This window comes from Pseudoalteromonas galatheae (assembly GCF_005886105.2).
Classification (GTDB): domain Bacteria; phylum Pseudomonadota; class Gammaproteobacteria; order Enterobacterales; family Alteromonadaceae; genus Pseudoalteromonas; species Pseudoalteromonas galatheae.
Window position 1 is genome coordinate 287921 of the sequence record NZ_PNCO02000001.1, and the last position, 25946, is coordinate 313866.

Consider the following 25946-nt stretch of genomic DNA (forward strand, 5'->3'; position numbering starts at 1 on the left):
TTTGTTAATTTGCTCTTTCACACTTAATTCAAGAATTGAAAATAAAAATCGGTCTGCGCACATGTCAAAAATAAATACGATTCTTGCAGGTAGTATTGCACTTGCAAGCATACCTGTTTTAGCTGATACCCAAATAAATAACTACACTGCATTTGCGGGGTACACTGGTATTTTTAATACCCCTACTGCTGAGGTACTTAAAAAGGGAAGTATAGATATTGGTTACAATAATAACCTAGATCTTCGTGGTGAGGGGTATGTTGATGGGCATAATTATATTTTTGCTGCTGGACTGTTTGATGGATTAGAAGTAAGTGGCCAAATAGCTGCAAGTTCGATGCATGACAATCTATTTAACGCTGAAATAAAAGCCGAAAATCAGACCCGTGACCTTTCTTTTAATCTTAAATACCAACTCCCTTTTGTGCCGAAAGAATGGTTTAACTTAGCAGTAGGAGGTAAAGACCTCGGCGGTGCGGCTAACAATTATGAAACCTATTATTTGGCAGGGTCTCGTGAGTGGAACGACTTTAGATTCTCTGCAGGTTTTGCGGTAAGCGATCGCGCAACTGGGCAAATGGATGGTGCATTTGCTGGGATTGAGTGGCAGCCACTAGACTGGCTAGCTGTGCAAGTGGAACATGATGCTGATGCGGTTAATGCCGGTTTGCGCCTAACAGTACCAAAAGCATGGATTTATGATGTAGGTACTTTAACGCTTACCAGTAAGTTTTACAGTAATACCGATCACGCTGAAAAAGACACTTTTTGGGGTGTAAACTTCTCTATGCCTTTGTTTGAGCGGGCAACATTAAATGACCCCTTAGAAGCAGCTCCAGCGCCAACGCTTGATGCAGACGCCGAGCGAGAAGCGGCATTTAAAGCTCATTATGAGGAGCAGCGCCGTCTCGCCCGTAAACCTCTTCCTGAAGCGAAAAAAGAAGTCACAGAGCGTGATGAATATAAAAAGTCTCTAACAATGCAAACGCGCGCTTTAAAAGCGGCACTCTTGGAAGATGGCTTTGAGTCGGTGAGTGTTGGCTTTAATCGAGACCCTCATGTTGTCGTGAGTTTTGAAAACTATGTTTTTAATCGCAACGACATAGATGCAATTGGCTTAGTATTAGGTCGTATTGCTGAACATGTGAACGAGCCGAACGCGCAGTTTACTGTTCAATTGCTAAACCGTGGTATTCCAATGTTGGCACTTAGAGGCCACATTAATAACTATAGAGAGTTTGTAAATACTGGCACTACACCTGATATGGATATTCGTCGAGGCGAAATGGACCCAATTGGTAGTGTGTCTTGGGTTGGTATGCCAAAGGCAAATAGCGCGTACTTTAAACCAAGGTTAACCGTTGGTCCTGCACTGGACTCAAGGTTGGCAACGGAGCTGGGAGTTTATGATTTCTCACTCGCTTTAAAAGCTGATGTTGATGTACCAATGTGGTATGGCGGTGGTATTAATTTAAGTGCCGAAACTGAAGTTGCCAATACGAGTGACTACGATGATGGTAAGGCATTTGGCCGTTTGGCTAAACAAAGTGGCTTAACACAAGCGACTATCTATCAAACATTTGCACTGCCTTATGGTATTTATAACCAAACACATATCGGCTTTTTTAAAGAGTTTAATGATTACACAGGTATTAAGAACGAAACAACCTGGTTGAGTGGCAATGGTCGTCATCAATTTTCAGCAGAGCTTGGATACTTTGAGTACGATGATTATGACTTAGATAAGGATTATCAAACCTTGTCTTATCGTTATAACTGGGTTGAGCAAGATGTCAGTTTTCACGCAACTGCAGGTCGATTCTTTTATGAGGATAGTGGTGTTAAATTAGAAACGCGCTTCTGGTTTGGTGATAGCTACGTGTCGATATTTGCGCAAGATACCGATGTGCAAATCGCAGGTATATCTTTTAGCATTCCACTTACACCTAGAAAAGACATGGCACCAACACGTTATGGTCAAATTAAAGGAAATGAGGCGTGGCGTCATGCTGCAAGTACGCGAATTGGTGAATCAACAAATGCCATTGCAATTGGTCGAGGTCATTTAGTTAACACGCCGGTTAATATTGATAAAACATTCTTAAACCAAGGGCGTTTATCGAGCAGCTATGTATATAGTAACTTGGCTCGACTAAGAGAAGTGTATTTGACCTATAAATAAGAGATGGTCACAGGTAAGTCTACAATAACTAGGAATTACCTATTCGTAGCGGTGACTTTGTGTCGCGGGGCGCTTATCGCGGGATAAACCCGCCGCTACGAGAGTGGTGTTTTGGTGTGTTTTTACGGAGTAAACCGTGGTTACGGGTCGCGATTCTCTTTTTAATTTTATCTCGTGACGATAGCTACACATTTACAATTTATGCCTCGTTAATAAATAACCATTATGTTGCGATTATTTACGATAAATTTCACTTCATTCATTGTGTATTTAGTGTACCAACGGTATCCTACTTTTAAACTAAATCAAGCGGTTGGATCTAACGCTTTACTGTGATAGATTAGCAGGGTCATCGTGGGCTGTTTATATCTTGGTCATAGAGTTGACTGCAAAGCTCACGTTGAATCGGGTCAGGGAATGACTTAGTCCCTGTCTACCATACAAATTTTTAATTTAAAGCTTCCGTTCCTAGCAATGGAGCTTTTTTTGTGTGTTAACGCGCTAACGTGGCGTTGTTAATGAAAAAGAAAACAAGGACTAATCATGATTGCAAACAAAAAATCTCTTCTTGCGCTGTCAGTCGCTTCTGCGTTGACGCTTTCTGGCTGTTTCAGTGACGATGACAATAACGTAACTATCCCGCCACCAGAGCCTACAGATCCAGTAGTAGTAGCGCCAGAAGCACCTGATGCACTTTCTCTAGTTGTGAGTGGTAGCGTTGTTGATAAAGATAGCACTAACATTGTTCCAGCTAAAATCGCTTTCCTAGAAAACGGCGAAGCTTCTGAAAATATCGTAAATACCAAAGGCGAAGTAACGGCAACAGTTGAAACTGGTGCAGCAGGTAACTTTGTATTTACTGTTAAAGAAGGTGCAGAGCTTTCTCAAATTACAGCTGTTGTAACCGCTGATGGCTACTTCTCAAAGAGCTTTAATATTGATCTTACTACGGAAGAAGATGTTGCTGAAGTGGCGGTTCAATTAGCGCTTGTTTCTAAAAATACTGATTCAACAGTTGAAGAAGTTGTGGAAACTGAAGTTGAAGGCGGTGTTGTAGATGCTGCAATCACAGCAACTGCTGCAAAAGGTAAAGCTGGTGCTGACGTAGTAATTCCTGCAGGTGTTGTACTTCGTGACGCAAACGGTGAAGCTATCACTGGTACAAAAGTAACACTTAACGTTGGCTCTGCTGATCCTACATCTTCAGCTGCCGGTGCAGTGCTTCCTGAAGGACTGAATGCAGATAGCGCTGCGACTTTAGCAGCTCCAGTCGGTGTTGCTAACGTAACAATGACTGATGAGAATGGCGTTAAGATCAAAAAGTTCAGCAACCCAATCTCTATCTCAATCTCTATTCCAAAAGATACTGTACTAGCATCTGAAGGCCGCGCTGTTGAAACTGGCGATGTTTTAGGCCTTTCATCTCATAACGAAGATACAGGCGTTTGGACTAAAGAGACTAATAATGAAGTTACTGTTGGTGCTTTAAACGACGCTGGCACGGCTTACAAAGCTTCATTTATGACAGATCACCTTACATTCTTCACCGCAACTGATGAAGTTGCCGTATGTAACAATGATGTTTCTGTAAATATTACTGGTGACGTACCTGCAGGCGGCTTATTTGTTGACGTTCAGTCATCTGATATCAATGCAACTAAGTTTATCGCTTCAGGCGCAACGTCTAAAGTGATTTACACTGCAGAGAACGCGGGTAAAAACAATGTAAGCGCTGACGCTACTGCGCGTATTGTACTTCGTGACGCAGAAGGTACAGTGTGGTTTGATTCTGAAAATGAAGTAGCAGTATGTGGTGAAGCTGTTGCAGTAACGTTAGAAGCGCCAGCGGTTGAGTACACAACAGCATCTTTCGACTTGACGGGCGTTTGCTCTAATGACGAGTCGGTCTCTGTTCCAGTACAAAACTCAGTGGTTACTTACCGTCGTGCTGACAAGGCAACATACCTTGCTGCAAATGCTGAAGGTACATACTCATTAAATAACCTAGTTGTTGGTGAGACGTACACAGTGAGCATTGACGTATTGTCACTAGAAACTGCAGAAGATCAGGCGACATCATTCACTTTTGAAGCTGGTACTGAAGTTGCTAACCAAGAGCTAAAAATGGCTTGTGAAGAAGTTACAGGTTCTTAATAGCCTTAGCTTATAAGCTGACTACAAGTTAGATATAATAAGCCCTGCTTTGGTAAGCAGGGCTTATTTTTTTACAGTAGCTCTGCCACTGAGAATTATGCGGGTATTATTTACTCTATTGAAGTACCTCACAATCTACTCGAGCTGTTTAGTCACACTTAAACCCAATTTAATTTAGTGAATTACTGAACGTCTAAACGATCTTGCCACCCTCTATTTTAGTGTTGTTGAATCACAACCAAAGTCATTCATGCAAATACCAAAAAAGCACTAGCTTCAAATTCAACACACCGATATCGCTCTGCCTTATTTCGAGTTGGTAACACTTAAAAGCTTGTTGATGGGCTAGATTAGAAGCCGAATTTAGGCTGAGCTATAGTCATGAAAGCGCTGTGTTAAGGTCAGTCACTTGAGCGCGTATTTCGAATATCTAGAGTGTTATAAAGTCGTTCAAAATTTTAAGTCTTTAGTCAGTTAAAAAATTTTATTTCCAAACTGGACAATCCTTAAACCTTTTCTATATTTAAATTTCGATGTACTAAAACGCGCGTTAGCGCTGCTTGGCGCTTTCAAAAAAGGGAACAAGGACCAATCATGATTTCGAACAAAAAATCTTTACTCGCTTTATCTGTGGCTTCAGCTTTAGCTTTGTCAGGCTGTTTTAGCGATGACGATAATAATGTAGTAGTGACACCGCCCGACCCAACTGATCCGGTGATAGTGGCGCCAGAAACCCCTGCGGCCTTAGCATTTGCTGTAAGTGGCAATGTAGTTGACGTTGATACAGTTGATATAGTTGCACCAGCGACAATTGCCTTTTTTGAGGATGGAGAGCCAGCTTCGAGTTTGGTTAATGTCGACGGTGACGCAATAACTCAAATTACAACAGAAGACGGTAGCTACACATTTACCGTAAAAGAAGGAGCTGATGTCGGGGTTGTAACGGCTGTTGTAACTGCTGACGGTTACTTTTCAAAGAGCTTTGATATTGACTTAAGTAACGAAGACTCAGAGGCTACCCTTGAAGCTGAATTGGCGCTTGTGTCGAAAGGTGGTGATGAAGTTGTTGAAGTAAGTGTTTCTGAAAGTGTTACTAACGCAACAACAGCATCTCCTGTTACTGCTGTGGCTGCAAAAGGTAATGCAAGTTCTGATGTTTCTATTCCTGCGGGCGTGCAGCTAAGAGATGCAAATGGTAATGCTGTCACAGGTACTTCTGTATCATTAACGGTTGGCTCTGCGGATCCCACGTCTAGCAAGATTTCAGCTGTTTTACCAGCAGGCTTGAGTGCTGGTAGTACAACCAGCGTTAAAAAACCTGTTGGTGTAAGCAATGTTACTATGCAAGATAATAACGGAACTAAGATCAAGCAATTTAGTCAAGAGATCGACGTTTCTGTTTCACTTCCCGTCGCAACTTTAGCACCTTCTGGTGATAGAACAATTCAGACGGGAGATATGTTTGATGTCTCTTCAAATAATGAAGATACCGGAAAATGGCAATCAGAAACGAATAAAGCAACCGTTGGTGCGTTAAACGCTGAAGGTACGGCTTACAAAGCCTCTTTTAAAACCGACCACCTTACGTTTTTTACACTGTCTCGTTCAGTTCCAATCTGTACGCAAGGTATTACTGTTAATGTGACTGGCGATACTGTTCCGAGTTCAGGTCTATATGTGAGTATGACCTCTGCTGATGCGAGCGTATCAAGCTATTTACGCGGTGGTGCTACGTCAAAAACCGTTGTTTCAGCTAGTACTTCAGCGCGTTATGGTATTAGCTCAACCGCAACAGCACGTGTAGTTATCCGTGATGCTGCAGGTAACGTGTGGGGGAATGCGTCATCAACAAATGCTGAAGTTCAGGTATGTAATGGCCCAATTGCGATCACGCTAGCAAACCCAATTCAAACTACTGTGAACGAAAATGTAACTGTTAGAGCTGTTTGTTCTAACGATACAACGGTAACAGAAGTTATTCCAGGTGCGATTGTAAAATATAGATCAAGCACTACTAAGCCATTCCGCACAGCTGCGAATAACGGTGACGGTACATTTGCACTGTCAGCACTTAACGGTGATATCGCATCATACGCTGTCAGAGTAGATCCTCGAATTTCAGCACCATTTACAGCGTCTATCACACCCGATGGAACAGATGAAATCATCGATGTTTCAGTAGCTTGTGATACTGTAACAGGCAGTTAAGTAAAGTATGATTAGTCCAATCAGTTAAGCCGCGGAGACGCGGCTTTTTTCACGCTTAATAATTTACTTATCAAGTCATACTCCCAAAATTAACCATTTCTTTGATGGTAACGATTTTATGCTGTGTATCTTTTACTTGCTAAAGCTCACGGGGAAAAAGTACAAGAGCTATCAAACTTCCGAAAAAGACTAAAAACCGTTAAACTTAAATCTGTTTTAAACTCAAGATATTGACCACTGTATGAAAACTCATTTAGGCAGACGAGCATTTTCCTCTATGGAACTTCATACCTTGTTCAATGGCTATATTTACTCTGATGAAAAGCTAAAGCGTGAACAGCCTAAGCATTGGCACTTTTGGTTGCCTTTGCTGAGTTATTACACCGGTGCGTATAGTGATGAAATTGGCTCACTTACCCTGGATGATGTTTATTACGAAGGCCATGTTCATGTATTTCACTTTAACACCCACGGTAAAATTCAACCACGAGTGGTGCCCATTCATCCTGCACTATGGCAAGCTGGACTGGAACAATATCTAGCATTAGTAAAACAGCTAGGAGAGCGGCGTATTATGTTCGATTTACCTGCGAAAACTGGTCGTTATAGCGAGAAGGTCAGAATTTGGTTTTCTGGAGAAGGTGAAAGACAAGGATATCTACAAAAATGTGGTTTACCCAATGTTGATCAGCAAGGTATGAAAACTGCTATTAGTAGTATGAGGTTGAACTTTGAACAACAGATCCGCATCTCAGCTATTCAACTTGGTAGCAAAGCCAGTTTTCAGTATTTGCTTGGATTGAAAGAGGATGGTCATGAGGTTGAGCAGCCGCCTCTCACGATACTCAAACAAGTGATATCTCCCATACGCGTTATTAACCCAAATATAACGTGGCAACGATTTCTAGAGCGTCATTAATTGTAGTAATCAGTTACTACCACTTTGCAGATCGAGTGTATTACTATTTGCAAGGTAGGTTAAACATGTGACACGCAACATAGACGCCAAATTTTTGATCTCACCATGACGCTCAATTACTTCTTGATAAAGTGTCGAAATAAACTCGGAAAGTGTTAATTGTTCACTTTGCGCGATGGTTTCTAAAACTTGCCAAGTTTCATTTTCTAAGGCGAGGCTAGTCACTACACCTTGAATGCGAATTGAACGTTTGACCACCTTATAGCGGTGGGGGGCGGTTGATGCGTAGAGCTCACACATATTGATTCCAAAGGTAAAGTAATGGCAAAAATGATCCACACTATGGTCAGAGTAAAAGATGCAGAACAATCAGTTAAATTCTATCATGATGTATTTGCATTGGCAGTGAAGCGACGTATAGATTTCTCTAACTTTTCTCTTATCTACCTTGGTAATGATGAAACCTCGTTTGAATTGGAGCTCACTTGGAACCATGATGTCGCTGAAGAATATACGCTAGGTAATGGTTATGGGCACCTGGCGTTTGTTGTGGACGACTTAGCCGCGGTTTTTAATCAAGCCCAAGAGAAAGGTTACCAGCCAAAAGAAATAAAGGATTTTTATAATCAAAGTATATTAGTTGCTAGATTCTTTTTTATTAAAGATCCCGATGGTTATGATATTGAAGTTATCGAAAGAAGTGATGTGTATCGGTAGTAACGGATTTACTCCGCACCAAAGGTGGTCGATCTCGACATAAAATGGTTAAAGGAGTTGTGGCGTAAAGGCATGAAAACAATCGCGGTCCAAAGTTGCTGCTACGAATTTCCGTAAATTTGTAGCAGCGGGTTTAGCCCTCAGTAAATTAAGACGCGATACTTAATTGATTAGCGTGTTTAAAAATTGTGAAAACTCTTCACCTAATTGCTCATCGCGAATCGCATATTCAACAATGGCTTTAAGGTAACCAAGCTTATCGCCACAATCGTGCGAACGACCACTCATATGAAAAGCCTCAACGGTTTCCTGTTCCATCAGCATATCGATAGCATCGGTTAATTGGATCTCTCCACCAGCTCCAACTGGCGTTTTTCTTAGCAGTGGCCAAATGTTTTTAGAAAGCACATAGCGGCCAACAACTGCTAGGTTAGAAGGGGCTTCTTCTACAGCTGGCTTTTCTACCATATGCTTTATTGCACTACTTTCACCTGGGCGTAGCGACACACCATTGATATCAGCGATACCGTACTTGCAAACATCCTGCTGTGGCACTGGCTCTAGCATGATTTGGCTGGCTTTAGTATGGTCAAAGCGAGATAACATTGCAGCTAAATTTTCTTTTCCTTGATCGGCAGTGTATTCATCTAAAATCACATCGGGCAGTACAACAACAAAATCATTATCCCCAACGATAGGTTGTGCACATAAAACAGCATGACCGAGACCTTTGGCTTCACCCTGACGGACGTGCATAATCGTAACATCTTCAGGACAAATAGAACGGACCTCGTCTAAAAGCTTACGTTTTACACGTTTTTCGAGTGTTGCCTCTAGCTCAAAGCTAGTATCAAAGTGGTTCTCAATTGCATTTTTTGACGAGTGAGTCACTAACACAATTTCTTTTATGCCCGCAGCAACACACTCTTTCACTATATATTGAATCAGTGGTTTATCTACCAAAGGTAACATTTCTTTAGGAATGGCTTTGGTCATAGGAAGCATCCTTGTTCCTAACCCAGCGACTGGGATCACTGCTTTCATATCATCTCCGGTTTAAATCTTGCTGCCTTTTTTTAATTTAGCCCGCAATTCTAACCAGAATAAGTAAAGTTGCAAACGAATTTCTGTTGCAATATGTACAGTTGCTTATGAAAACCTGACTTTTAGCAGTCAAGAGTGTGGTGTTTGAGCTGGTTGTAGAGCTTACAAGCTTAAGTAAATCTTGTGCTTCAGGATTATATAGCTCGATATCTAAGTTTGCGCAAAAAAGCCCCTTTCGGGGCTTCAATTAACCTTTAGATATGGAATAATTAAAAGTTAACTGTGATTTCATTCGAGCAGATATCACCAGATTGGCACACTTTATAGGTGTAACTAGTCGCTTCTAAATTACGCGAGAAGTCTCTGAATTTACCCGAGTTTGTTACTGTATCAATAGCTTGCCCATCACGGTAAATTGTCACGGTGTCAGCACTGCTACCTTGCCATGCTAGCTCTACACGGATAAATCCTAAACGAGATTTATTGACGCGAGCAACGGATAATTCAATCTCATCAGCGCTCACCACAACAGACTGTGTAGTTGTGTTGCTGTTGCCTTCACTGTCAGTTACTGTTAATTCAACGCTGTACTCACCAGAGGCTGCAAATTCGTGAATTGGACTTGCGTCTGTGCTGATGCTGCCATCGCCAAAATCCCATACCCAGCTAACGATATCATCATTAGGATCACGGCTTTCATCCGTAAATGCTACCGAAAGACCAGATGCGACAAAACTAAAGCCCGCAACAGGAGGTTGAGGTGACGCTTCACCTAGGCCCGTTAGGTTTAGTGTCCAGCTGTTCAATGTACCTGTATCGATACCTGCATTATCTGAGACAGACAATGTCCAATCACCTGTTGCAACTTCACCATTAAATGCAGCAGAGTTAAAGGTTTGGTTAATATTATCTGTACCGCCACCTTGACGGTTATGCAGTGTTGCCACTGTACCCGCAGGAGAAGTAAGCGTAACAATTAAGTCGCCGATGTAGGTGTGTGTAATATCCACTAAGGTATTGCTATCAAATACAGTAACGGTGTCAGCCACAGTGATCACAGAAGTAATTCCTGAAGTATCGTTATCTGGAATGTCTACCGTGGTAGTATTTTCATAGCTGAAATCACTTAACCCTTGAGGTAATACATACAGTCCTACTTGCTCTTGATCCGCAAGCTCGCCAGATGTTGCGTTAAGTGTAAAGCTATACTCGCCCCACTGAGTTGAAGCCGTAGTAGGTACTGAAAGAGTTACTGTATCACCTGGCATTGCAGTAGTCGCAGACAGCGTTGCACCTGCAATTGGTGAAGTAACAGACAAGTCAATGGTGCCCTGCCAGTCAGCGACAGAAGCAAATGTAAATTCATATGTTGCTGTATCGCCAGCAGTGATTTCTTGATTTGCAGGGCGAGCTGATACTCTAAAGCCTGGCTCTGGATCTGCATCAATTACTGCTTGATTCACATTTAAGCGCTTACCAGATACAGTCTTGTCGGTAAGATCAGCATTGGCATCCCCACTTTGCATTAGCAAGTTTTTAAGCTCAACTGCGGTAAGTGTTGGGTTGATTGAAAGTACTAGAGCCGCTGCGCCTGCAACGTGAGGCGTCGCCATTGAGGTGCCTGAATAGCTTGAATAACCGCCACCAGGAACGGTAGATAAAATAGCACTACCCGGTGCGCCCATGTCTACAGACGTTAGACCCCATTGTGAAAATGAAGACATCGCGTCAGTGTGTGTTGTACTTGCGATAGAGAATACGCTGTCGTGCTCGTAACTTGAAGGATAGTGAGGGTTTACATCGTTATCTACTGCGCTGTTACCTGCTGCGGCAACAAATAAAATGTCCGCATTTTCACTTGCAGTGATCGCATCAGAAAGTGCTTGGCTAAAGCCACCGCCGCCCCAACTGTTATTAGTAACGCGAACGTTATGACCTGCATTTTTAAGTGCAACCATATAGTCAATACATTCAATCGCATCAGAAGTTGAGCCTGAGCCTGATGCATCTAAGAATTTACACCCCACGATAGACACTTCATGGTTTACACCAGCAACGCCCGTCGCATCATTACCAGACGCACCAATAGTACCAGATACGTGCGTGCCGTGACCTTGGTCATCCATTGGGTCACCACTGCCTGTGATAGCATTAATACCGAAAACATCATCAACATAGCCATTACCATCGTTGTCGATGCCATCACCTGCGACTTCACCTGGATTGCGCCATGCATTTGCTGCAAGGTCTGGGTGTGTATAATCAACACCTGTGTCAATAACACCGACGATCACGTCACGTGAGCCGATAGTGATATCCCATGCTTCAGGCGCATCGATGTCAGCATCTGCTGTACCACCTGTTTGACCTGTGTTATGCATACCCCAAAGCTCATCAAAACGGCTATCATCCGGAATACCTAACGCTTTTACTTGATAATCAGGTTCAACATAAGCGATTGCTGGGTGTGCTGCTAACTTTTCGATAGCCTGCTTCGCTGTAATACCGTCTAATTTAAAGTTTGCTAAACGACCCTGTAAAACGTGACGGTATTTGTCATCTACACCGTCGGCGTTCAGATCAGATATTTTCGCTTTAACTAGATTTCTTGCATTGGCACGAAGTGCTGCAGAAGTATTCTCTTTAAACACAACTAGGATGCTGTCATCAGCAGTTGCTGTTGTAGTTTCAATTTGAACTGCTGCTTGAGCAGTAAAAGCAAGTGCAGGTAGCAAAGCCAAAGACAATGCAGAAAGTTTTGATCTCATTATTAATAACCTTTTAATTTCAAGCGTATAAACAATACGCAATTTTTGAGTTGGTAATTTTCTGGTAGTGGCTGTGGTCTTTTTGGCAACGCATTAAAACCTAGACCTAGATATAGACCTGTGCAATGTAAAAAAAGCGTTAATCTAAAAATTCAGGATTTTTTATTGGTTGGGTGTCTTTTTCTCAAGCTAATTAATTCTTTTTTGTGAGGGAGTGTGACGGGCAGAAGTTTGAAGTTTGATCATACTTTTTTGGTAGATTCATTTTTCTACCGTAATTTTATGTGATTTTTAACGCTTAGGGATATGAAAAATATAAGGTATTTTTTTCGTAAAATGTTCTTATTTATCTTCAGTTGTTCCCAACTTAGAGTTGAAGGTGAAAAGACGTAATAAAATATATCATTTCATCATTTTGTTATGATGGACTTGATATAGATTATGTTTTCTCACGAAATGTAACACTCTGGTAACTGGCACAGGTGGGAGCGGCTCAGATAAATGAGTCATAACAGGACGTTAGTTAAGTGGAAAGTTGCGGTTGGCTGAGTCCGGCAACAACTCAAGGCCTGCACGGAACACTTAATTGAAAAAATAATATAATAAATCTCTAAGGAGAACAGTGTGAAGTTTTCTAAATCTATCGTGAGTTGCGCTATCGCGCTTGCGTTAACCCATTCAATTACAGCACATGCTGAGGCAAAATCAGATAATAAAGCGCTTTCTACTTCTGCACTTTCACAAGTGGAGCGTGCAAGTGGAACAAGTAACGAACTCAAACTCTCACAAACTTCAGGTAGCCAAGGTGGTAACGAGTTAGCTTCGGTGCAGCTGGGTACTTCTAACCTGACAGATGTGACTACGATTGGCGACAATAATATTACTGAGGCCGATCAGAATGGTACTGGTAACGTCGCTATTGTGACGACCACTGGTAACAACAATAACCAAGTATATAGTCAAGATGGTGAAGCAAACGGCGCATTAACGGAAGTTACTGGCGACGACAATGCGATTGACGTTCAGCAGTCAGGTAGTGGAGTCCTTGGGATCAACAACGAAGCCATCAATGTTATTAATGGCGATCAAAATACCATTACGGTATCTCAAGGCTCTGGTGGTCAATGGTTTTACAACCTTGATATGCAGGGCAGCCAAAACGAGATATCAGCAACACAAGCTGGTATGTGGAACGAGGCCACTCTTGAGTCAGTACAAGGTGATATGAACCAAATTACCTTGGACCAAAATGGTCTATATAACCAATATAAAGTGGTTAGCCTACAAGGGAATGAAAACGAAATTGAGTCGAGTCAGAACGGCAACTTCAACGTTATTGCTGTAGAGACCGTGATTGGTGATGACAACCAGGTTGAGATTGAGCAATCGGAAGGTGATAGCAATACGGTTAACGTATTTGAAATTACTGGAAACAATAATGAGTTTAGTATCGATCAGGAAGGCTCAACTAACACCTTTGCATCAGATCTATTAGTTGGTAACGACAACGAAGTGACGACTGAGCAGCGTGGTGACGAGAATAAAGTTCAAGCTGATGTTGTTGGTAATGATAACGAATTTACCGCAATGCAAATCGGTAATGGCAACGAGATGTACCTTGGGGTTGCTGGTGAAAACAATGAGTTCTCAGCGACTCAAGTGGGTGACGCGAACATTGCACATGTTGCGAACTTCAACGGTAATGATAACGATATTGATGTTACTCAGACTGGGGCTGAGAACGAGGTGATTGTACAGTCTTCTTACCCAGACGTTAGCCTTGCAAGTAATGATAATACCGTTGATATTTCACAAAGTGGCACTGGTAATGGTGTGGCCCTTACCATGAGCAGTGTGGTTGATAGTAGTTCAAACCAAGTAGATATTGCGCAATCAGGCGAATTTAACGCGATCGATTTAATGCTTGAAGGCAGCCGCAATATGTTAGACATCACACAAAATGGTAGTAACAACTTTGTGATGGGGATGGGCTCAGAGGCATTTATTATTAACGGTGATGATAATGCATTTACAGTAAGCCAAATTGGTGACGGCAACTTAGTCCAAGGTGGAATTACAGGTAGTGGTCAAAACATTACCGTAACTCAAGTTGGTGACAACAACGTTGCTACAATTACTCAGCAGTGATTGAGTAATAAATGAGAGGCCCTGTGCCTCTCATTTTTCTCTACTTAATTCAGATAAATATTGAGTTTCCATACCTCTCGAGTTGTGAGTAATCCACGATGATAAGAAAAATAATACTCTTGAGTGCTTTGCTTTGTTTGCCTGCTTCACTAAGTGCTCGAGAAGATGTAGAGATTGATGGTTTAGTCATAGATCAAAGTATAAGTCGATTTGGACACCAATTTTACTTTCAGTTTTCACAACTTTGGAGAGATGTTCCCAATACGTCTGGGATCAATATTACAGTGAAGGAAACGGTATTACCTCGAGCCGGCACTCGACTTGAGGTATTAATGAATAATCGAGCAGTCTACGCGACAGCAATGGGAAGAAGAGGCGGCTCCGTTGATGAGCGAGTCGAAACTGCTATTTTCACCATTATGGATGCAATGGCAAGAGAGCAATATCAGCAAAGTGGTTCAGAAGATTTGGCAGCAAGTGGGTGGTAACATGACAATAATAAAAACAACAATCGTGTGTGCTGGGTTAATGTTAATTGGTGCAAATGTGACAGCGACGGAACTCGTTTATAAACCAATTAATCCAGCATTTGGGGGTAACCCGCTAAACGCCAATATGTTACTGAGTAAAGCGCAATCTCAAAATAAGCACAGAGCGCCAATCATAGAAAAAACCTATGATGAAAAGTTTCAAGAGTCGCTTGAGCGTACCTATCTCAACCGTTTGGTGAGAGAGATCACGGATGTGGCGTTTGGTGAAGATATTCAAGACAGTATCTTTAATCAAGACGCGACATTTATGAGTGGCGACTATCAAATCCAAGTGATCACCAGCACACCCGACACAATCACAGTGAGAATAACGAATACAGCATCGGGTGAGGAAACCATTCTGGAAGTACCTAGGTTTGCCTCATCGGCTGGTGGAGGATATTAAATGCTCCGCGTAATTTTATTGGTTTTTTTGTTACTGCTTGGAGGTTGTTCCAGCATGTCGCGCGTGTTACCACCCTCGCAAAGCGTGGCAATTGAGTTGACCGACACCGAAACTTTTGCAGAATTGAAAAACTTACCCACTCCTAAAGGTAGAATTCCCGTTTCTGTTTATTCATTTCGTGACCAAACTGGGCAATATAAGCCTCAAGATAATGTAAGCTCATTTTCAACAGCGGTGACCCAAGGTGCTAATTCAATTTTAATGCAGGCACTACACGAAACTGATTGGTTTATTCCGGTAGAGCGTGAAGGACTGCAAAACCTGCTGACTGAGCGCAAGATCATCCGTGCGGCAAATGATGATAATGACACAAGCGCTTTACCACCATTAATGACTGCAAAGATCATTTTAGAAGGTGGGATCATCAGCTATGACTCTAATATCCGTACAGGTGGTTTGGGGATGGAGTATTTTGGTATAGGTGCATCTGAGCTTTATCGTGAGGATGTTATCTCCATTTATATGCGCGCAGTTGATGTTCGTACAGGACAAGTGTTGCTCTCCGTCGCCAGTAGCAAAAAAGTGCTATCCATGGAAGTTCGGGCTGGTTTTTTCCGCTATGTGAGTTACAAACGTTTAGCCGAAGCTGAAGCGGGGTTTAGCGATAATGAACCGATGCATATTTGTGTAACGCAAGCGATAGAAAAAGCGCTGACTTTGATGGTAAAACAGGGCATTGAAAAAGGCGTGTGGTCGGCCGCAACAGCATCGTAGGTCGCGCTTTAGCGCGACAAACCTTTCCCTTTTGCATGGCAAGCACCACCAACCGTAGGTCGTGCTTTAGCGCGACAAACCTTTGCCACAACGTTCCCTTTTGCATGGCACGCACCACCAACCGTAGGTCGCGCTTTAGCGCGACAAACCTTTGCCACAACGTTCCATTTTGCATGGTACGCACCACCAACCGTAGGTCGTGCTTTAGCGCGACACATCTTTAAGCGCGACAAAACCTTGAACACGTCCTCACATCACCCATCTAAAAATAAAGAATAATACTGGTGCATGAGATTCAACAATAAAGTCAGCCACCAATAAGCTGAGTATGTTAATCTAAACGGCAATGAAATAATAAAGAACGCTAACATCATGCACGTACATATTTTAGGGATTTGCGGTACCTTTATGGGCGGGATCGCAGCCATCGCTCAATCATTGGGGCACAAAGTCACAGGTTCAGATCTCAATGTTTACCCCCCGATGAGTACCCAACTCGAATCACTCGGTATTGAATTAACCCAAGGGTACGACCCTCAACAACTCATTGATGTTGAGCCTGATGTGGTGATCATCGGCAATGCCATGAGTCGTGGTAATCCGTGCGTTGAATATGTTTTAGAAAAGGGTATGTGTTATACCTCGGGCCCTGAATGGTTAAAAGACCATGTATTACGCCAGTCATGGGTGTTGGCGGTTGCCGGTACGCATGGCAAAACAACCACAGCAAGTATGTTAGCGTGGTTACTCGAATACGCAGGATTACGCCCGGGCTTTTTGATTGGTGGCATAGTGCAAAACTTTGGTGTGTCGGCGCGCACGTCAGATACGCCATTCTTTGTTATCGAAGCCGACGAATACGATACGGCGTTTTTCGATAAACGCAGCAAGTTTGTCCATTATTTACCTCGCACGTTAATACTCAATAATCTCGAATATGATCACGCTGATATTTTTCCAGATTTAAATGCCATTCAAACCCAGTTTCATCATTTAATTCGCACGCTACCCAGTCAGGGTAAGGCCATATATCCAGCAGATGATGCTGCGTTACAAAACGTTATTGAACGCGGTTTTTGGAGCGAGCAGGAATCGCTTGGCAAAGAATGGTCGTATAACCTGCTCAAGGCTGACGGGTCTCGCTTTGCGGTGCTATTTGAAGGCGAAGAAAAAGGCGAAGTAAATTGGCAGGCGATTGGTGTGCATAATGTGAAGAACGCCATGATGGCGATTGCGGCAGCAAGACATGTGGGCATTCCAATTGAGGTGAGTATCGAAGCGCTAGGGCAATTTATTTCTCCTAAACGCCGTATGGAAGTCAAAGGGGAAGTCAATGGCGTTACTGTCTATGATGACTTCGCGCATCACCCTACAGCAATAGCAACGACCCTAGCAGGGCTTAGAGCTAAAGTTGGAGGTGCACCTATCATTGCTATTTTAGAGCCGCGCTCAAATACGATGAAGCTTGGCATTCACCAAGAAACCTTATTGCAATCGCTTGATGCGGCAGATGAAGTGTATCTATTCGAACCAGAAGGCTTATCTTGGTCTCTTAAAGCACAAGCCGAAGCCGCGGGTCGTCAGTGTTTTGCAAGCGTAGATGAGATTGTCGCACAGGTTGTGACAAATCAAGCACCAAACCAGCATGTGTTGATCATGAGTAATGGTGGTTTTGGTGGCATCCACGACAAACTTTTAACTGCATTGAAAAAGTAATCATTATGTCAGAACAAACATTTAATGGGCCAATTACGCTGGCCTTTAGCGGTGCGTCGGGCGCCCCTTACGGACTGAGATTACTCGAGGTATTGGTGTCGTTAAACTATCAAGTTTACGTGCTAATCTCGAGCGCAGCCAGAGTAGTGCTGGATACTGAGTCCAATCTAAAACTCTCTGGTAATGAACAAAAAGCAACGGAGCAACTACAGGCGCTTTTCTGTGCTAAAGATAAGCAAATTCAGGTGTTTGGTAAAGATAACTGGTTTAGCCCTGTGGCATCCGGTTCGGCCGCTCCAAAGCAGATGGTGGTGTGCCCGTGTAGCGCAGGAAGCGTGTCAGCCATTGCGCTTGGGGCATCTGACAATTTGCTTGAGCGTGCAGCCGATGTGGTGATCAAAGAACGTGGCCAATTAATATTAGTGCCGCGCGAGACGCCCTTTAGTCCAATTCATCTTGAAAACATGCTCAAGCTTAGCCGCTTGGGCGTGACTATCATGCCTGCAGCGCCTGGTTTTTATCATCAGCCACAAAGTATCGACGACTTGGTCGACTTTATGGTGGCCCGTATTTTAGATCATCTAAACATCGAGCATACCCTAGTTAAACGCTGGGGTTATGGAGAATAATAAAATATGACAATAGCACTAAACATCAAAGGGTTAAAAAAAGTTTATAGTAACGGCGTTGAAGCCGTTAAAGGCATTGATCTCGAGGTTCAAGAAGGGGATTTCTTTGCGTTGCTTGGTCCAAATGGAGCGGGTAAATCTACCACAATAGGCGTTATTGCCTCATTGGTGAATAAAACCCAAGGCAGTGTAGAGGTTTTTGGTCATAGTATTGATACTCACCTGGAAGACGCTAAGTCGAACTTAGGTTTAGTACCACAGGAGTTCAACTTTAGCCAATTCGAGACGCTAAACCAAATTCTAGTGACTCAGGCGGGCTATTATGGTGTGCCAAGAGACGTTGCCCATCAGCGAGCCGAGAAGTATCTCAAGCAGCTAGGATTATTTGAGAAAAAAGATAAGCAAGCCCGCACGCTATCTGGCGGTATGAAGCGTCGCTTGATGATTGCAAGAGCATTGATGCATGAGCCTAAGCTTCTTATTTTGGATGAACCTACGGCTGGTGTGGACATTGAGCTACGCCGTTCTATGTGGGACTTTTTACGTGAAATTAATAGGCAAGGAGTAACGATTATACTCACAACGCATTACTTAGAAGAAGCTGAGCTGCTGTGCCGAAATATTGCGATTATTGATAAAGGCACGATTGTTGAGCATACGACCATCAAGGCATTACTTGCAAAGTTGGATAAAGAAACGTTTGTACTTGATCTTAAGTCGCCCATGCAGCCTGTGGCACTCGATGGTTACCAATTTACCACCGTTGATGACCATACTATTGAGGTAGAAGTAGCTAAGTCGCAAGGGCTCAATGGGGTGTTCACACAGCTCACAGAGCAAGGTAATCAAGTATTAAGTATGCGTAACAAAGCTAACCGTTTAGAAGAGTTGTTTGTTGGCTTACTGGAGCAGGGGAGAGGGGCATAATCGTGTTGAAATATGGCGTCGCGTTAAAAAGTATTTGGATAAAAGAGTGTATTCGGTTTTTACGTATTTGGGTGCAAACCTTAGTACCGCCAGCGATCACCATGACACTTTATTTTGTGATATTTGGCAGTTTAATTGGCTCGCGCATTGGTGAGATGGGGGGCTTTAGCTACATGGAGTTTATTGTACCTGGCTTAATCATGATGTCGGTGATCACCAACTCCTATTCTAATGTTGCCTCGAGTTTTTACTCCACCAAGTTTCAAAAGAGTATTGAAGAGCTGCTCGTGGCACCCGTGCCTAACTATATTATTGTGCTTGGCTATATGGGCGGTGGCATGGCGAGAGGTATGCTAGTCGGACTTATTGTTACTATCGTTAGTCTGTTTTTCGTGGATATTCAAATTCACAATCTTGCAGTTATCATCATTACGGTTATTTTAACGTCAGCCGTATTTGCATTAGGTGGTTTGATCAATGCGGTGTTTGCCAACAGTTTCGACGATATTAGTATTATTCCGACTTTTGTGCTGACACCTCTGACCTACCTTGGTGGCGTATTCTACTCAATCACATTACTGCCGGAGTTTTGGCAAGGTGTGTCGCAGATAAATCCGATCATTTATATGGTAAATGCCTTCCGTTTTGGCTTTTTAGGAGTCTCTGATGTTAATATTGGTGTTGCCTTTACGGTATTAGGTGTATTTATATGTGGTCTATTTTGGTTGTCACTGCACTTGATTAAACGCGGTGTTGGGCTAAGACACTAATCGCAGGATAAAGAATGAGCGCTGCCATCAATTGCAGCGCTCTTGTGTTATTTCAGGTAAAATCCTTACTAATCCCCCTTAATAATGACTGGTTATGACAGAAGCAAACTCTCGTAGTATCACCACTAATCAACAGGGCCTACACGATAAGCTCGATGAAATCGTTACTAAGCATCTAACCGCTGAGTTTAAAAAGCCGATTGCGGCACATACACAAAGTGCTTTCGATGAGGTTAATGCGCGAGTACAGGCCTTTAATGGACCGATTATTTTGGACTCATGTTGTGGTGTTGGTGAAAGTACAGCAAATTTGGCGAAGCGACACCCTGATGCATTGGTAATTGGCATAGACAAGTCTGCGCATCGACTAGATAAACACGACGTTGAATATAAACAAACGGAGCAAGGCCAATATATTTTGGTGCAAGCCGATCTCAATGACTTTTGGCGATTAGCGCTGGAAGCAGATTGGCAGCCAACTCACCATTATTTGCTGTATCCCAATCCGTGGCCGAAAGCTAAACACATTCAAAGACGTTGGCATGGTAGCGCGGTGTTTCCTTTTATCGTCAAGTTAGGTGGTAAGTTGGAGTTGCGCAGTAATTGGGATATTTATGTCAAAGAGTTTGCCAGAGCTTTGGCGCTTAGCGGCGTTGATGTTGAAGTGGAAGCCTATGAAAGTGATGAGGCCATTACGCCCTTTGAACGTAAGTATTGGGCAAGTGGTCAATCAAGTACCCGCCTAGTCGTAACACTTTAATTTAATCCGGCACTTCAGGTTGATAAAGCGGCTTAAAGGTGGCCGCTTGCTTTGCCTATCCAGCTCCCTTCCAATCTAGCAACGCCTGCAGCTTCCAATTGTTTTGCCTGTTTGCTGGTGGCAACACAGGGTACAATCAAGTCTATCCGCTTGGCATTGCAATGACTTGCTAGATATTCAATGGAGCTCAGCAGCATCTCATCTTCATCTAAGTTTTCACAAATACTAGCTTCTAAACAAATGGCATCCAGTGGGAGTTTTAAGATCCGGTTGATAGTAAGGAAACCGCAATTCACACCCGTTACCGCAACATTTGCACCTTTTGCTTTTAACGACTGCATCATTAAGCTCATATCGCTAAAGTTTTTGAGTACATCCGTTTCATTAAACTCAAATGTGATGAGCTGTGGTTGTGGGTAACGGCGTAGGATCTGGCTGATATATTCAAAATATTCCGCATCCGCGATTTCACTGTGGCTTAATTGCATGCTCCAAGCATGGTTTGATTTACGAAAACGGGTGACGCATAACTCAAGTAGTTTCATGCTAATTTGTGCGCGAAGTTTAGGCTGCTTCATTACCGGATAAAAATGTTCGGCGTCGATGATAGCGCCGCGCTCGTTAAGGACCCGTGCCGTGCAGTGGTACTGAATGTCAGCATGGTCGTGACAAGCTTTACGCGGCGTAAAAAAGGGAATGATGCGGTCTGATTCACACGCGCTTTGCAGTAAACGAGTGAGATGGAGGTTTTTTGATTGTTGCTGGGGGTTTATTTGCAGCTGAGAATCAAAATAACAGACTTGGGTATTTTGCTGTTGAGCCTGACGCAGCGCGAGAAAGGCATTCTCAAGCAACAGCGCGCAATTGCCTTTAGCAACACCCGCACACAAATTAACGTATAAGTGCGGCGCATCGTATATGGGTTTTGCACAAGGAAATGTCTCCGTTAAGTTCGCCAAATAATGCTCACCATTTTCGATACTGGTCACTAGCGCAATTTTAGAGGTGGTTAGGCGGTAAACCTCAAACGGATGAGTAAACTCGATAAAGTAGCTCATGACTTTTGCCATAACGTTATCGCCGACTTCTGTACCATAGAAGCTAATGATATCTTCAAGCTCTTTTACCCACACTACGCTCAAGCAAAGGTGTTGCGACTTAGAATACTTAAGTGCCTGCTCAAGGGCAATTCGGTTGCCAAACCCGGTGCGGCTATCCGTTGTTAAGGTTTTCTTGTAATACATAAAGTACAGGCTTACGACAATCAAAAACATCACAAAAAAGAAGCTAGCGTCAATCGCGGCATCCATCACACTTTCTTGTAACCGACTTTCTAAATCGTGTATTGTCAAGTCAGCGCCTGCTATATAAGTAGTGCCATCGGGCAGCACGAAGGGAATAAACACACTTTTAAAGTGACCCCATTTGTCCTTATCGATTTCAAATACTGGTTCGGTGGAATGAAAGGCGCTTTTTAGAGTAATGGATGCCTCAGTATAAACGTCTTGATAGCGTGTTAGTCGGTTGAGTTTGAGATCTTCTCGAGTGTAACTGGATGCAGTAAAATGCACATAAGGTGGCTTTAGCACCATGGTATAGACGTATTCAACGTTTAGAGCACGGGCAAGCTCGGTGAGTGCGTGGCTTTTTTGCTTAAACTCAGTTGCAGTTATCTGATTAGGCGATTGGTGATACTTTTTGCCAACAATGACGTTTGCGCTGGTGGCGGCATTGACAAGCTGTGCGTCAATTCTGGCCATGATATCGCGGCGTGTATCGTAATAGTTGGCGATTACATAAATCGATAAAGCAGCTAAAAAGATAAATGAGGCTAATAGAAGCCATGCAACAGGGAGTCGGGAAGTATAACCTGTAAACCCTAAAAGCGGAGTCGCTTTTGCTAAATGGTGTTTAGACTTGGCTTTGAGTGGTTGAGCTATGCTCCGCGTATTCATGATAATCCTTTATCCACAATATCGTTATTTCGCAACGATAAAATGCCTAACTGGCGCTGCTTTGTTACATAATATAAACAATACAACATAAATTGATATCTTGAGAAGAAATAAAGCAAAAAACTTCCTCAGCAATGATCAATAAAATGCATTGTTGCAGGCAAGTCGGTAATGTGCCGTTTTGCTGGGCTATGTTCCTATTTTATACCTCACTTTTGACGAGAATGTAAAATAGAAACGCTAGAACACCTGGGGATTTTTCACTGAACTTTCGTTGGGTTTTAATAAAATTGTCAATGTTTCATGAATTTTAACTAGACAATAGAAGACAATTCCCTTTCTTTACAGTAAAGTTAGCCATTTCATGTATCACAATCTCTTGTGCAATTTGTATCTACTCAATCTCTTGAATGGGTAGGTAAGCTACTGCACCGTTTGATGTTTAGGTAGTATTGATGGGTCCAAAGCGTTGCGCCGTTGCGTCTGAAGAAAGCTTAATGCGTATATTTACTGTGCCTGAGGCGCCTGATTCAACTTTAAGCAGAATCGAGCAAGAAATCTCGAGCAATTTGGCTGGCTTTTTAAATGAGAATATTGCGGCAATTGAAAAGCCTCTGCACGAAGTTGAAAAAGATTTTCAGTCGGCGGTGATCCCCGAAGTGCCGATGTTTGTCTCTGACTATGCGCAAGATATCATGGAGCAATTAGTTGCCCATTCAGTGCATACCGCAGCCCCAAGTTTTATTGGGCATATGACCTCAGCTTTACCGCATTTCGTGTTGCCTCTGTCGAAGTTGATGGTGGGACTCAATCAGAACCTAGTCAAAATCGAAACGTCAAAAGCTTTTACTCCGCTCGAGCGTCAAGTATTGGGAATGATGCATCACTTGGTTTATAGCAGTGATGATGCTTTCTACGATAAATGGATGCACAGCGCGAAAACGTCACTCGGTGCTTTTTGTTCGGGTGGTACCATCGCCAATATAACTGCGCTTTGGATAGCACGAAACCGTTTATTAAAAGCGGATGGTGAATTTAAAGGTATTGGCGCATCGGGTATTGTGGCCGCAATGCTACATTATGGCTATCGAGGCTTAGCGGTATTGGTTTCTGAAAGAGGACATTATTCGTTAGGCAAGGCCGCTGATGTTTTAGGTATTGGTCGAGATAACTTCATTTCAATCAAAACGGCTTGCAACAATAAGGTCGATGTTAATGCCATGCGAGCCAAAGCTCATGAACTTGAAGCACAAGGGATAAAAGTATTGGCCTTAGTTGGTGTCGCTGGGACGACCGAAACGGGCAATATTGATCCACTTGAAGAGATGGCCGATTTAGCCGAAGAACTCAATTGCCACTTTCATGTTGACGCAGCTTGGGGTGGGGCAACACTTTTATCAAATAACAATCGCCACCTTCTTAAAGGGGTGGAGCGAGCAGATTCAATTACCATAGATGCACATAAACAAATGTATGTGCCTATGGGAGCGGGGATGGTGTTGTTTAAAGACCCAGCGGCATCTGATGCAATCGAGCACCACGCTGAATACATCTTACGTAAAGGCTCTAAAGATCTGGGAAGTCATACATTAGAGGGGAGTCGCCCGGGTATGGCGATGTTAGTGCATGCATGTTTGCGTGTTATTGGCCGTCAAGGCTATGAGATGCTTATTGATAAAGGGATTGAAAAGGCGCAGTATTTTGCCGAACTAATTAAACAAACCCCCGATTTTGAGCTGATCTCTGAACCTGAGCTATGTTTGCTGACTTACCGCTATGTGCCTGAGCAAATAAAAGCGGCAATCGCACAGGCGGGTGAACAGGAAAAAATCGATATTTATGCCGCACTCAACCGTTTTACTGCGAGCATGCAAAAGCGTCAACGTGAAGCAGGCCGCTCTTTTGTTTCTCGAACACGATTAACACCAGAGCAATATGATCGCCAACCAACGGTAGTATTTCGTGTAGTCTTGGCTAACCCTCTGACATCAGAGTCTTTGCTTAAGGAAATCATGGATGAACAACGACAATTGGCAATGTCAGATCCGGTATTTAAAAAATACCTCGCAAAATATATTAAATAATCAACGAATAAAGTGGCCTCGTGCCACTCTATTAATCTCACCTTTACTACCTTTTAGTATTGCTCTATTTACGGTTTGCTCTACTTATATTCTTATTTATAACATAATCGTGTGAAAATATTCCTAAACATAGGTTAATTCTAGTATTTAAGACTATGCTTAAAAATTATGGCGCGTTATGCTAGTGGAAAAGAATAAAATCTTCGTATTATGTTGAAGAACTTTAGCAATGTTACGCAAAGGCTTAGACGGCTCAGCTCGCAAGAACTTGATGTATCGGGAACATTTCAAAGCTTCCTGATTGATTTACTTGATGAAGGTAAGCTTACCTTAGACGTCACTCGAGTTTCTGTCTGGTTATTTGATGATCTCGACAAACCTTCAGAGCTTATCAATGTTGCAAACACGGATTGGCAGGGTGATGAATTACCGATGCAACTACCGGCCTTAAAGTATGAGAACTTTCCAGCTTATTTTTCTGCAATTAACAGCGGACAATCAATAAATGCGAACGACGCGGCTGCGGATCCTAGAACATCTGAATTTCAAGAGTGTTATTTAACGCCAAATCACATAGTAACCATGTTAGATACTGTGATCTTTAAAAATGGTATCCCACACGGGGTGGTGTGCTGTGAAGGAAATAATGGTGTACGCACATGGCACAAAGATGAAATTGCTTTTGCGGAGATGATAGCAGATTGCTGCAGTCGCCGATTATTGGTTAAAGAGCTATGGCAGCTACAGCAGCAACTCACAGATATGGCATTTAAAGATCCGCTCACTGGATTAAGTAATCGGCGCTTTTTAATGGATAATGCAAAGCGTGAGATTAGTCGTCATGCACGCTTTGATCATCCATTTAGTATGATGATGCTAGACATAGATCAGTTTAAAAATATCAACGATAACCACGGCCATGAAACCGGTGATTTAGTGCTTAAAAGCTTTGCCGAAATCTGTGTGAATACCCTAAGGCTAGAAGATTGCATGTGTCGTTTAGGCGGCGAAGAATTTATCGTGCTGTTACCTAACACACCAGTAAACTCTGCAATGGTGATTGCCGAGCGCTTGCGACGGGAAATTGAGCTCGCGGTTATTTCCACACCGTCTGGGGAGATAGCCATTACATCAAGTTTTGGAGTTGCTGAAGTCAATACCAACTTACCGTTTGGTCATTCGTTAAAAGCAGTAGACCATGCGGTGTATCAAGCCAAAGCCGCAGGCCGTAACTGCGTGATACTTGCGCAGTAGC

Annotated in this window: 21 protein-coding genes; 16 read left to right on the forward strand and 5 right to left on the reverse strand. The window is 42.8% G+C overall.

The features are described from left to right. Window positions 1–61 precede the first annotated feature (61 nt). The 4 genes from CWC29_RS01185 (at window position 62) to CWC29_RS01200 (ending at window position 7463) form a co-directional block, all read left to right on the forward strand. Complete coding sequence (locus tag CWC29_RS01185; protein WP_209319003.1) at window positions 62–2182, forward strand: YjbH domain-containing protein; 2121 nt, start codon at window positions 62–64, stop codon at window positions 2180–2182. 543 nt (window positions 2183–2725) lie between these two features. Next, window positions 2726–4336: a hypothetical protein gene (locus CWC29_RS01190; RefSeq protein WP_128728721.1), complete on the forward strand. Its 1611-nt coding sequence runs from the start codon at window positions 2726–2728 to the stop codon at window positions 4334–4336. A gap of 594 nt (window positions 4337–4930) precedes the next feature. Next, entirely contained in the window at window positions 4931–6544 is a 1614-nt protein-coding gene (locus tag CWC29_RS01195) for a hypothetical protein (protein WP_128728720.1), read from the forward strand. A 241-nt stretch (window positions 6545–6785) separates the two neighbouring features. Continuing rightward, complete coding sequence (locus CWC29_RS01200; RefSeq protein ID WP_193554592.1) at window positions 6786–7463, forward strand: site-specific integrase; 678 nt, start codon at window positions 6786–6788, stop codon at window positions 7461–7463. A gap of 9 nt (window positions 7464–7472) precedes the next feature. On the opposite strand, the gene CWC29_RS01205 is transcribed toward CWC29_RS01200, so the two are convergent. Further along, entirely contained in the window at window positions 7473–7763 is a 291-nt protein-coding gene (locus CWC29_RS01205) for a ribbon-helix-helix domain-containing protein (RefSeq protein ID WP_128728719.1), read from the reverse strand. A 21-nt stretch (window positions 7764–7784) separates the two neighbouring features. Here CWC29_RS01205 and CWC29_RS01210 point away from each other — a divergent pair, with 21 nt between their 5' ends. Further along, window positions 7785–8180, forward strand: coding sequence for a VOC family protein (locus tag CWC29_RS01210; RefSeq protein ID WP_128728718.1), 396 nt, complete (start codon window positions 7785–7787; stop codon window positions 8178–8180). 162 nt (window positions 8181–8342) lie between these two features. Here CWC29_RS01210 and galU read toward each other — a convergent pair whose 3' ends face one another. After that, entirely contained in the window at window positions 8343–9224 is an 882-nt protein-coding gene (galU, locus tag CWC29_RS01215; protein ID WP_138522295.1) for a UTP--glucose-1-phosphate uridylyltransferase GalU, read from the reverse strand. A 269-nt stretch (window positions 9225–9493) separates the two neighbouring features. Beyond that, window positions 9494–11992, reverse strand: coding sequence for a S8 family serine peptidase (locus CWC29_RS01220; protein ID WP_138522297.1), 2499 nt, complete (start codon window positions 11990–11992; stop codon window positions 9494–9496). 624 nt (window positions 11993–12616) lie between these two features. Here CWC29_RS01220 and CWC29_RS24050 point away from each other — a divergent pair. The 4 genes from CWC29_RS24050 (at window position 12617) to CWC29_RS01240 (ending at window position 15850) form a co-directional block, all read left to right on the forward strand. Beyond that, a complete protein-coding gene (locus CWC29_RS24050) occupies window positions 12617–14140 on the forward strand; it encodes an autotransporter outer membrane beta-barrel domain-containing protein (RefSeq protein ID WP_128728715.1) in 1524 nt (507 codons plus the stop codon). A 98-nt stretch (window positions 14141–14238) separates the two neighbouring features. Then, window positions 14239–14628 carry a CsgE family curli-type amyloid fiber assembly protein gene (locus tag CWC29_RS01230; protein ID WP_128728714.1) on the forward strand — a complete coding sequence of 130 codons (390 nt, stop codon included), beginning with the start codon at window positions 14239–14241 and terminating at the stop codon, window positions 14626–14628. 1 nt (window position 14629) lies between these two features. Further along, window positions 14630–15076: a curli assembly protein CsgF gene (locus tag CWC29_RS01235; protein WP_128728713.1), complete on the forward strand. Its 447-nt coding sequence runs from the start codon at window positions 14630–14632 to the stop codon at window positions 15074–15076. After that, window positions 15077–15850: a CsgG/HfaB family protein gene (locus CWC29_RS01240; protein WP_138522299.1), complete on the forward strand. Its 774-nt coding sequence runs from the start codon at window positions 15077–15079 to the stop codon at window positions 15848–15850. A gap of 8 nt (window positions 15851–15858) precedes the next feature. Here CWC29_RS01240 and CWC29_RS01245 read toward each other — a convergent pair whose 3' ends face one another. Beyond that, window positions 15859–16095, reverse strand: a complete 237-nt coding sequence (locus CWC29_RS01245) for a hypothetical protein (RefSeq protein ID WP_167815407.1) — start codon at window positions 16093–16095, stop codon at window positions 15859–15861. A gap of 127 nt (window positions 16096–16222) precedes the next feature. On the opposite strand from CWC29_RS01245, the gene mpl reads away from it, so the two are divergent. From mpl to trmB, 5 genes are all read left to right on the forward strand, one after another. After that, window positions 16223–17566, forward strand: coding sequence for a UDP-N-acetylmuramate:L-alanyl-gamma-D-glutamyl-meso-diaminopimelate ligase (gene mpl / locus CWC29_RS01250; protein WP_138524351.1), 1344 nt, complete (start codon window positions 16223–16225; stop codon window positions 17564–17566). Between the two features lie 5 nt (window positions 17567–17571). Continuing rightward, a complete protein-coding gene (locus tag CWC29_RS01255) occupies window positions 17572–18195 on the forward strand; it encodes a flavin prenyltransferase UbiX (RefSeq protein ID WP_138524349.1) in 624 nt (207 codons plus the stop codon). A gap of 6 nt (window positions 18196–18201) precedes the next feature. Beyond that, window positions 18202–19122 (forward strand): ABC transporter ATP-binding protein, encoded by a 921-nt coding sequence (locus tag CWC29_RS01260; RefSeq protein ID WP_138524347.1) that lies wholly within the window; start codon window positions 18202–18204, stop codon window positions 19120–19122. A 2-nt stretch (window positions 19123–19124) separates the two neighbouring features. Then, a complete protein-coding gene (locus tag CWC29_RS01265) occupies window positions 19125–19892 on the forward strand; it encodes an ABC transporter permease (RefSeq protein ID WP_138524345.1) in 768 nt (255 codons plus the stop codon). 94 nt (window positions 19893–19986) lie between these two features. Continuing rightward, window positions 19987–20652, forward strand: coding sequence for a tRNA (guanine(46)-N(7))-methyltransferase TrmB (trmB, locus tag CWC29_RS01270; protein WP_138524343.1), 666 nt, complete (start codon window positions 19987–19989; stop codon window positions 20650–20652). Window positions 20653–20684: 32 nt separating this feature from the next. Here the strand turns inward: trmB and CWC29_RS01275 are convergent, their stop codons facing one another. Next, entirely contained in the window at window positions 20685–22607 is a 1923-nt protein-coding gene (locus CWC29_RS01275; protein WP_128728706.1) for an EAL domain-containing protein, read from the reverse strand. Window positions 22608–23062: 455 nt separating this feature from the next. Here CWC29_RS01275 and panP point away from each other — a divergent pair, with 455 nt between their 5' ends. Together panP and CWC29_RS01285 are read left to right on the forward strand one after the other, a co-directional pair. Next, entirely contained in the window at window positions 23063–24691 is a 1629-nt protein-coding gene (gene panP / locus CWC29_RS01280; RefSeq protein ID WP_138524341.1) for a pyridoxal-dependent aspartate 1-decarboxylase PanP, read from the forward strand. 210 nt (window positions 24692–24901) lie between these two features. Next, entirely contained in the window at window positions 24902–25945 is a 1044-nt protein-coding gene (locus CWC29_RS01285) for a sensor domain-containing diguanylate cyclase (RefSeq protein WP_138524339.1), read from the forward strand. The last annotated feature ends 1 nt before the right edge of the window (window position 25946 follow it).

Coding starts and splice junctions, on each gene's coding strand:
- CWC29_RS01240 (WP_138522299.1), top strand. CDS start 15,077: ATGCTCCGCGTAATTTTATTGGTTTTTTTGTTACTGCTTGGAGGTTGT.
- CWC29_RS01275 (WP_128728706.1), bottom strand. CDS start 22,607: ATGAATACGCGGAGCATAGCTCAACCACTCAAAGCCAAGTCTAAACAC.
- CWC29_RS01220 (WP_138522297.1), bottom strand. CDS start 11,992: ATGAGATCAAAACTTTCTGCATTGTCTTTGGCTTTGCTACCTGCACTT.
- CWC29_RS01260 (WP_138524347.1), top strand. CDS start 18,202: ATGACAATAGCACTAAACATCAAAGGGTTAAAAAAAGTTTATAGTAAC.
- panP (WP_138524341.1), top strand. CDS start 23,063: ATGGGTCCAAAGCGTTGCGCCGTTGCGTCTGAAGAAAGCTTAATGCGT.
- CWC29_RS01285 (WP_138524339.1), top strand. CDS start 24,902: ATGTTGAAGAACTTTAGCAATGTTACGCAAAGGCTTAGACGGCTCAGC.
- CWC29_RS01200 (WP_193554592.1), top strand. CDS start 6,786: ATGAAAACTCATTTAGGCAGACGAGCATTTTCCTCTATGGAACTTCAT.
- mpl (WP_138524351.1), top strand. CDS start 16,223: ATGCACGTACATATTTTAGGGATTTGCGGTACCTTTATGGGCGGGATC.
- galU (WP_138522295.1), bottom strand. CDS start 9,224: ATGAAAGCAGTGATCCCAGTCGCTGGGTTAGGAACAAGGATGCTTCCT.
- CWC29_RS01185 (WP_209319003.1), top strand. CDS start 62: ATGTCAAAAATAAATACGATTCTTGCAGGTAGTATTGCACTTGCAAGC.
- CWC29_RS01205 (WP_128728719.1), bottom strand. CDS start 7,763: ATGTGTGAGCTCTACGCATCAACCGCCCCCCACCGCTATAAGGTGGTC.
- CWC29_RS01195 (WP_128728720.1), top strand. CDS start 4,931: ATGATTTCGAACAAAAAATCTTTACTCGCTTTATCTGTGGCTTCAGCT.
- CWC29_RS01210 (WP_128728718.1), top strand. CDS start 7,785: ATGGCAAAAATGATCCACACTATGGTCAGAGTAAAAGATGCAGAACAA.
- trmB (WP_138524343.1), top strand. CDS start 19,987: ATGACAGAAGCAAACTCTCGTAGTATCACCACTAATCAACAGGGCCTA.
- CWC29_RS01190 (WP_128728721.1), top strand. CDS start 2,726: ATGATTGCAAACAAAAAATCTCTTCTTGCGCTGTCAGTCGCTTCTGCG.
- CWC29_RS01230 (WP_128728714.1), top strand. CDS start 14,239: ATGATAAGAAAAATAATACTCTTGAGTGCTTTGCTTTGTTTGCCTGCT.
- CWC29_RS01255 (WP_138524349.1), top strand. CDS start 17,572: ATGTCAGAACAAACATTTAATGGGCCAATTACGCTGGCCTTTAGCGGT.
- CWC29_RS01235 (WP_128728713.1), top strand. CDS start 14,630: ATGACAATAATAAAAACAACAATCGTGTGTGCTGGGTTAATGTTAATT.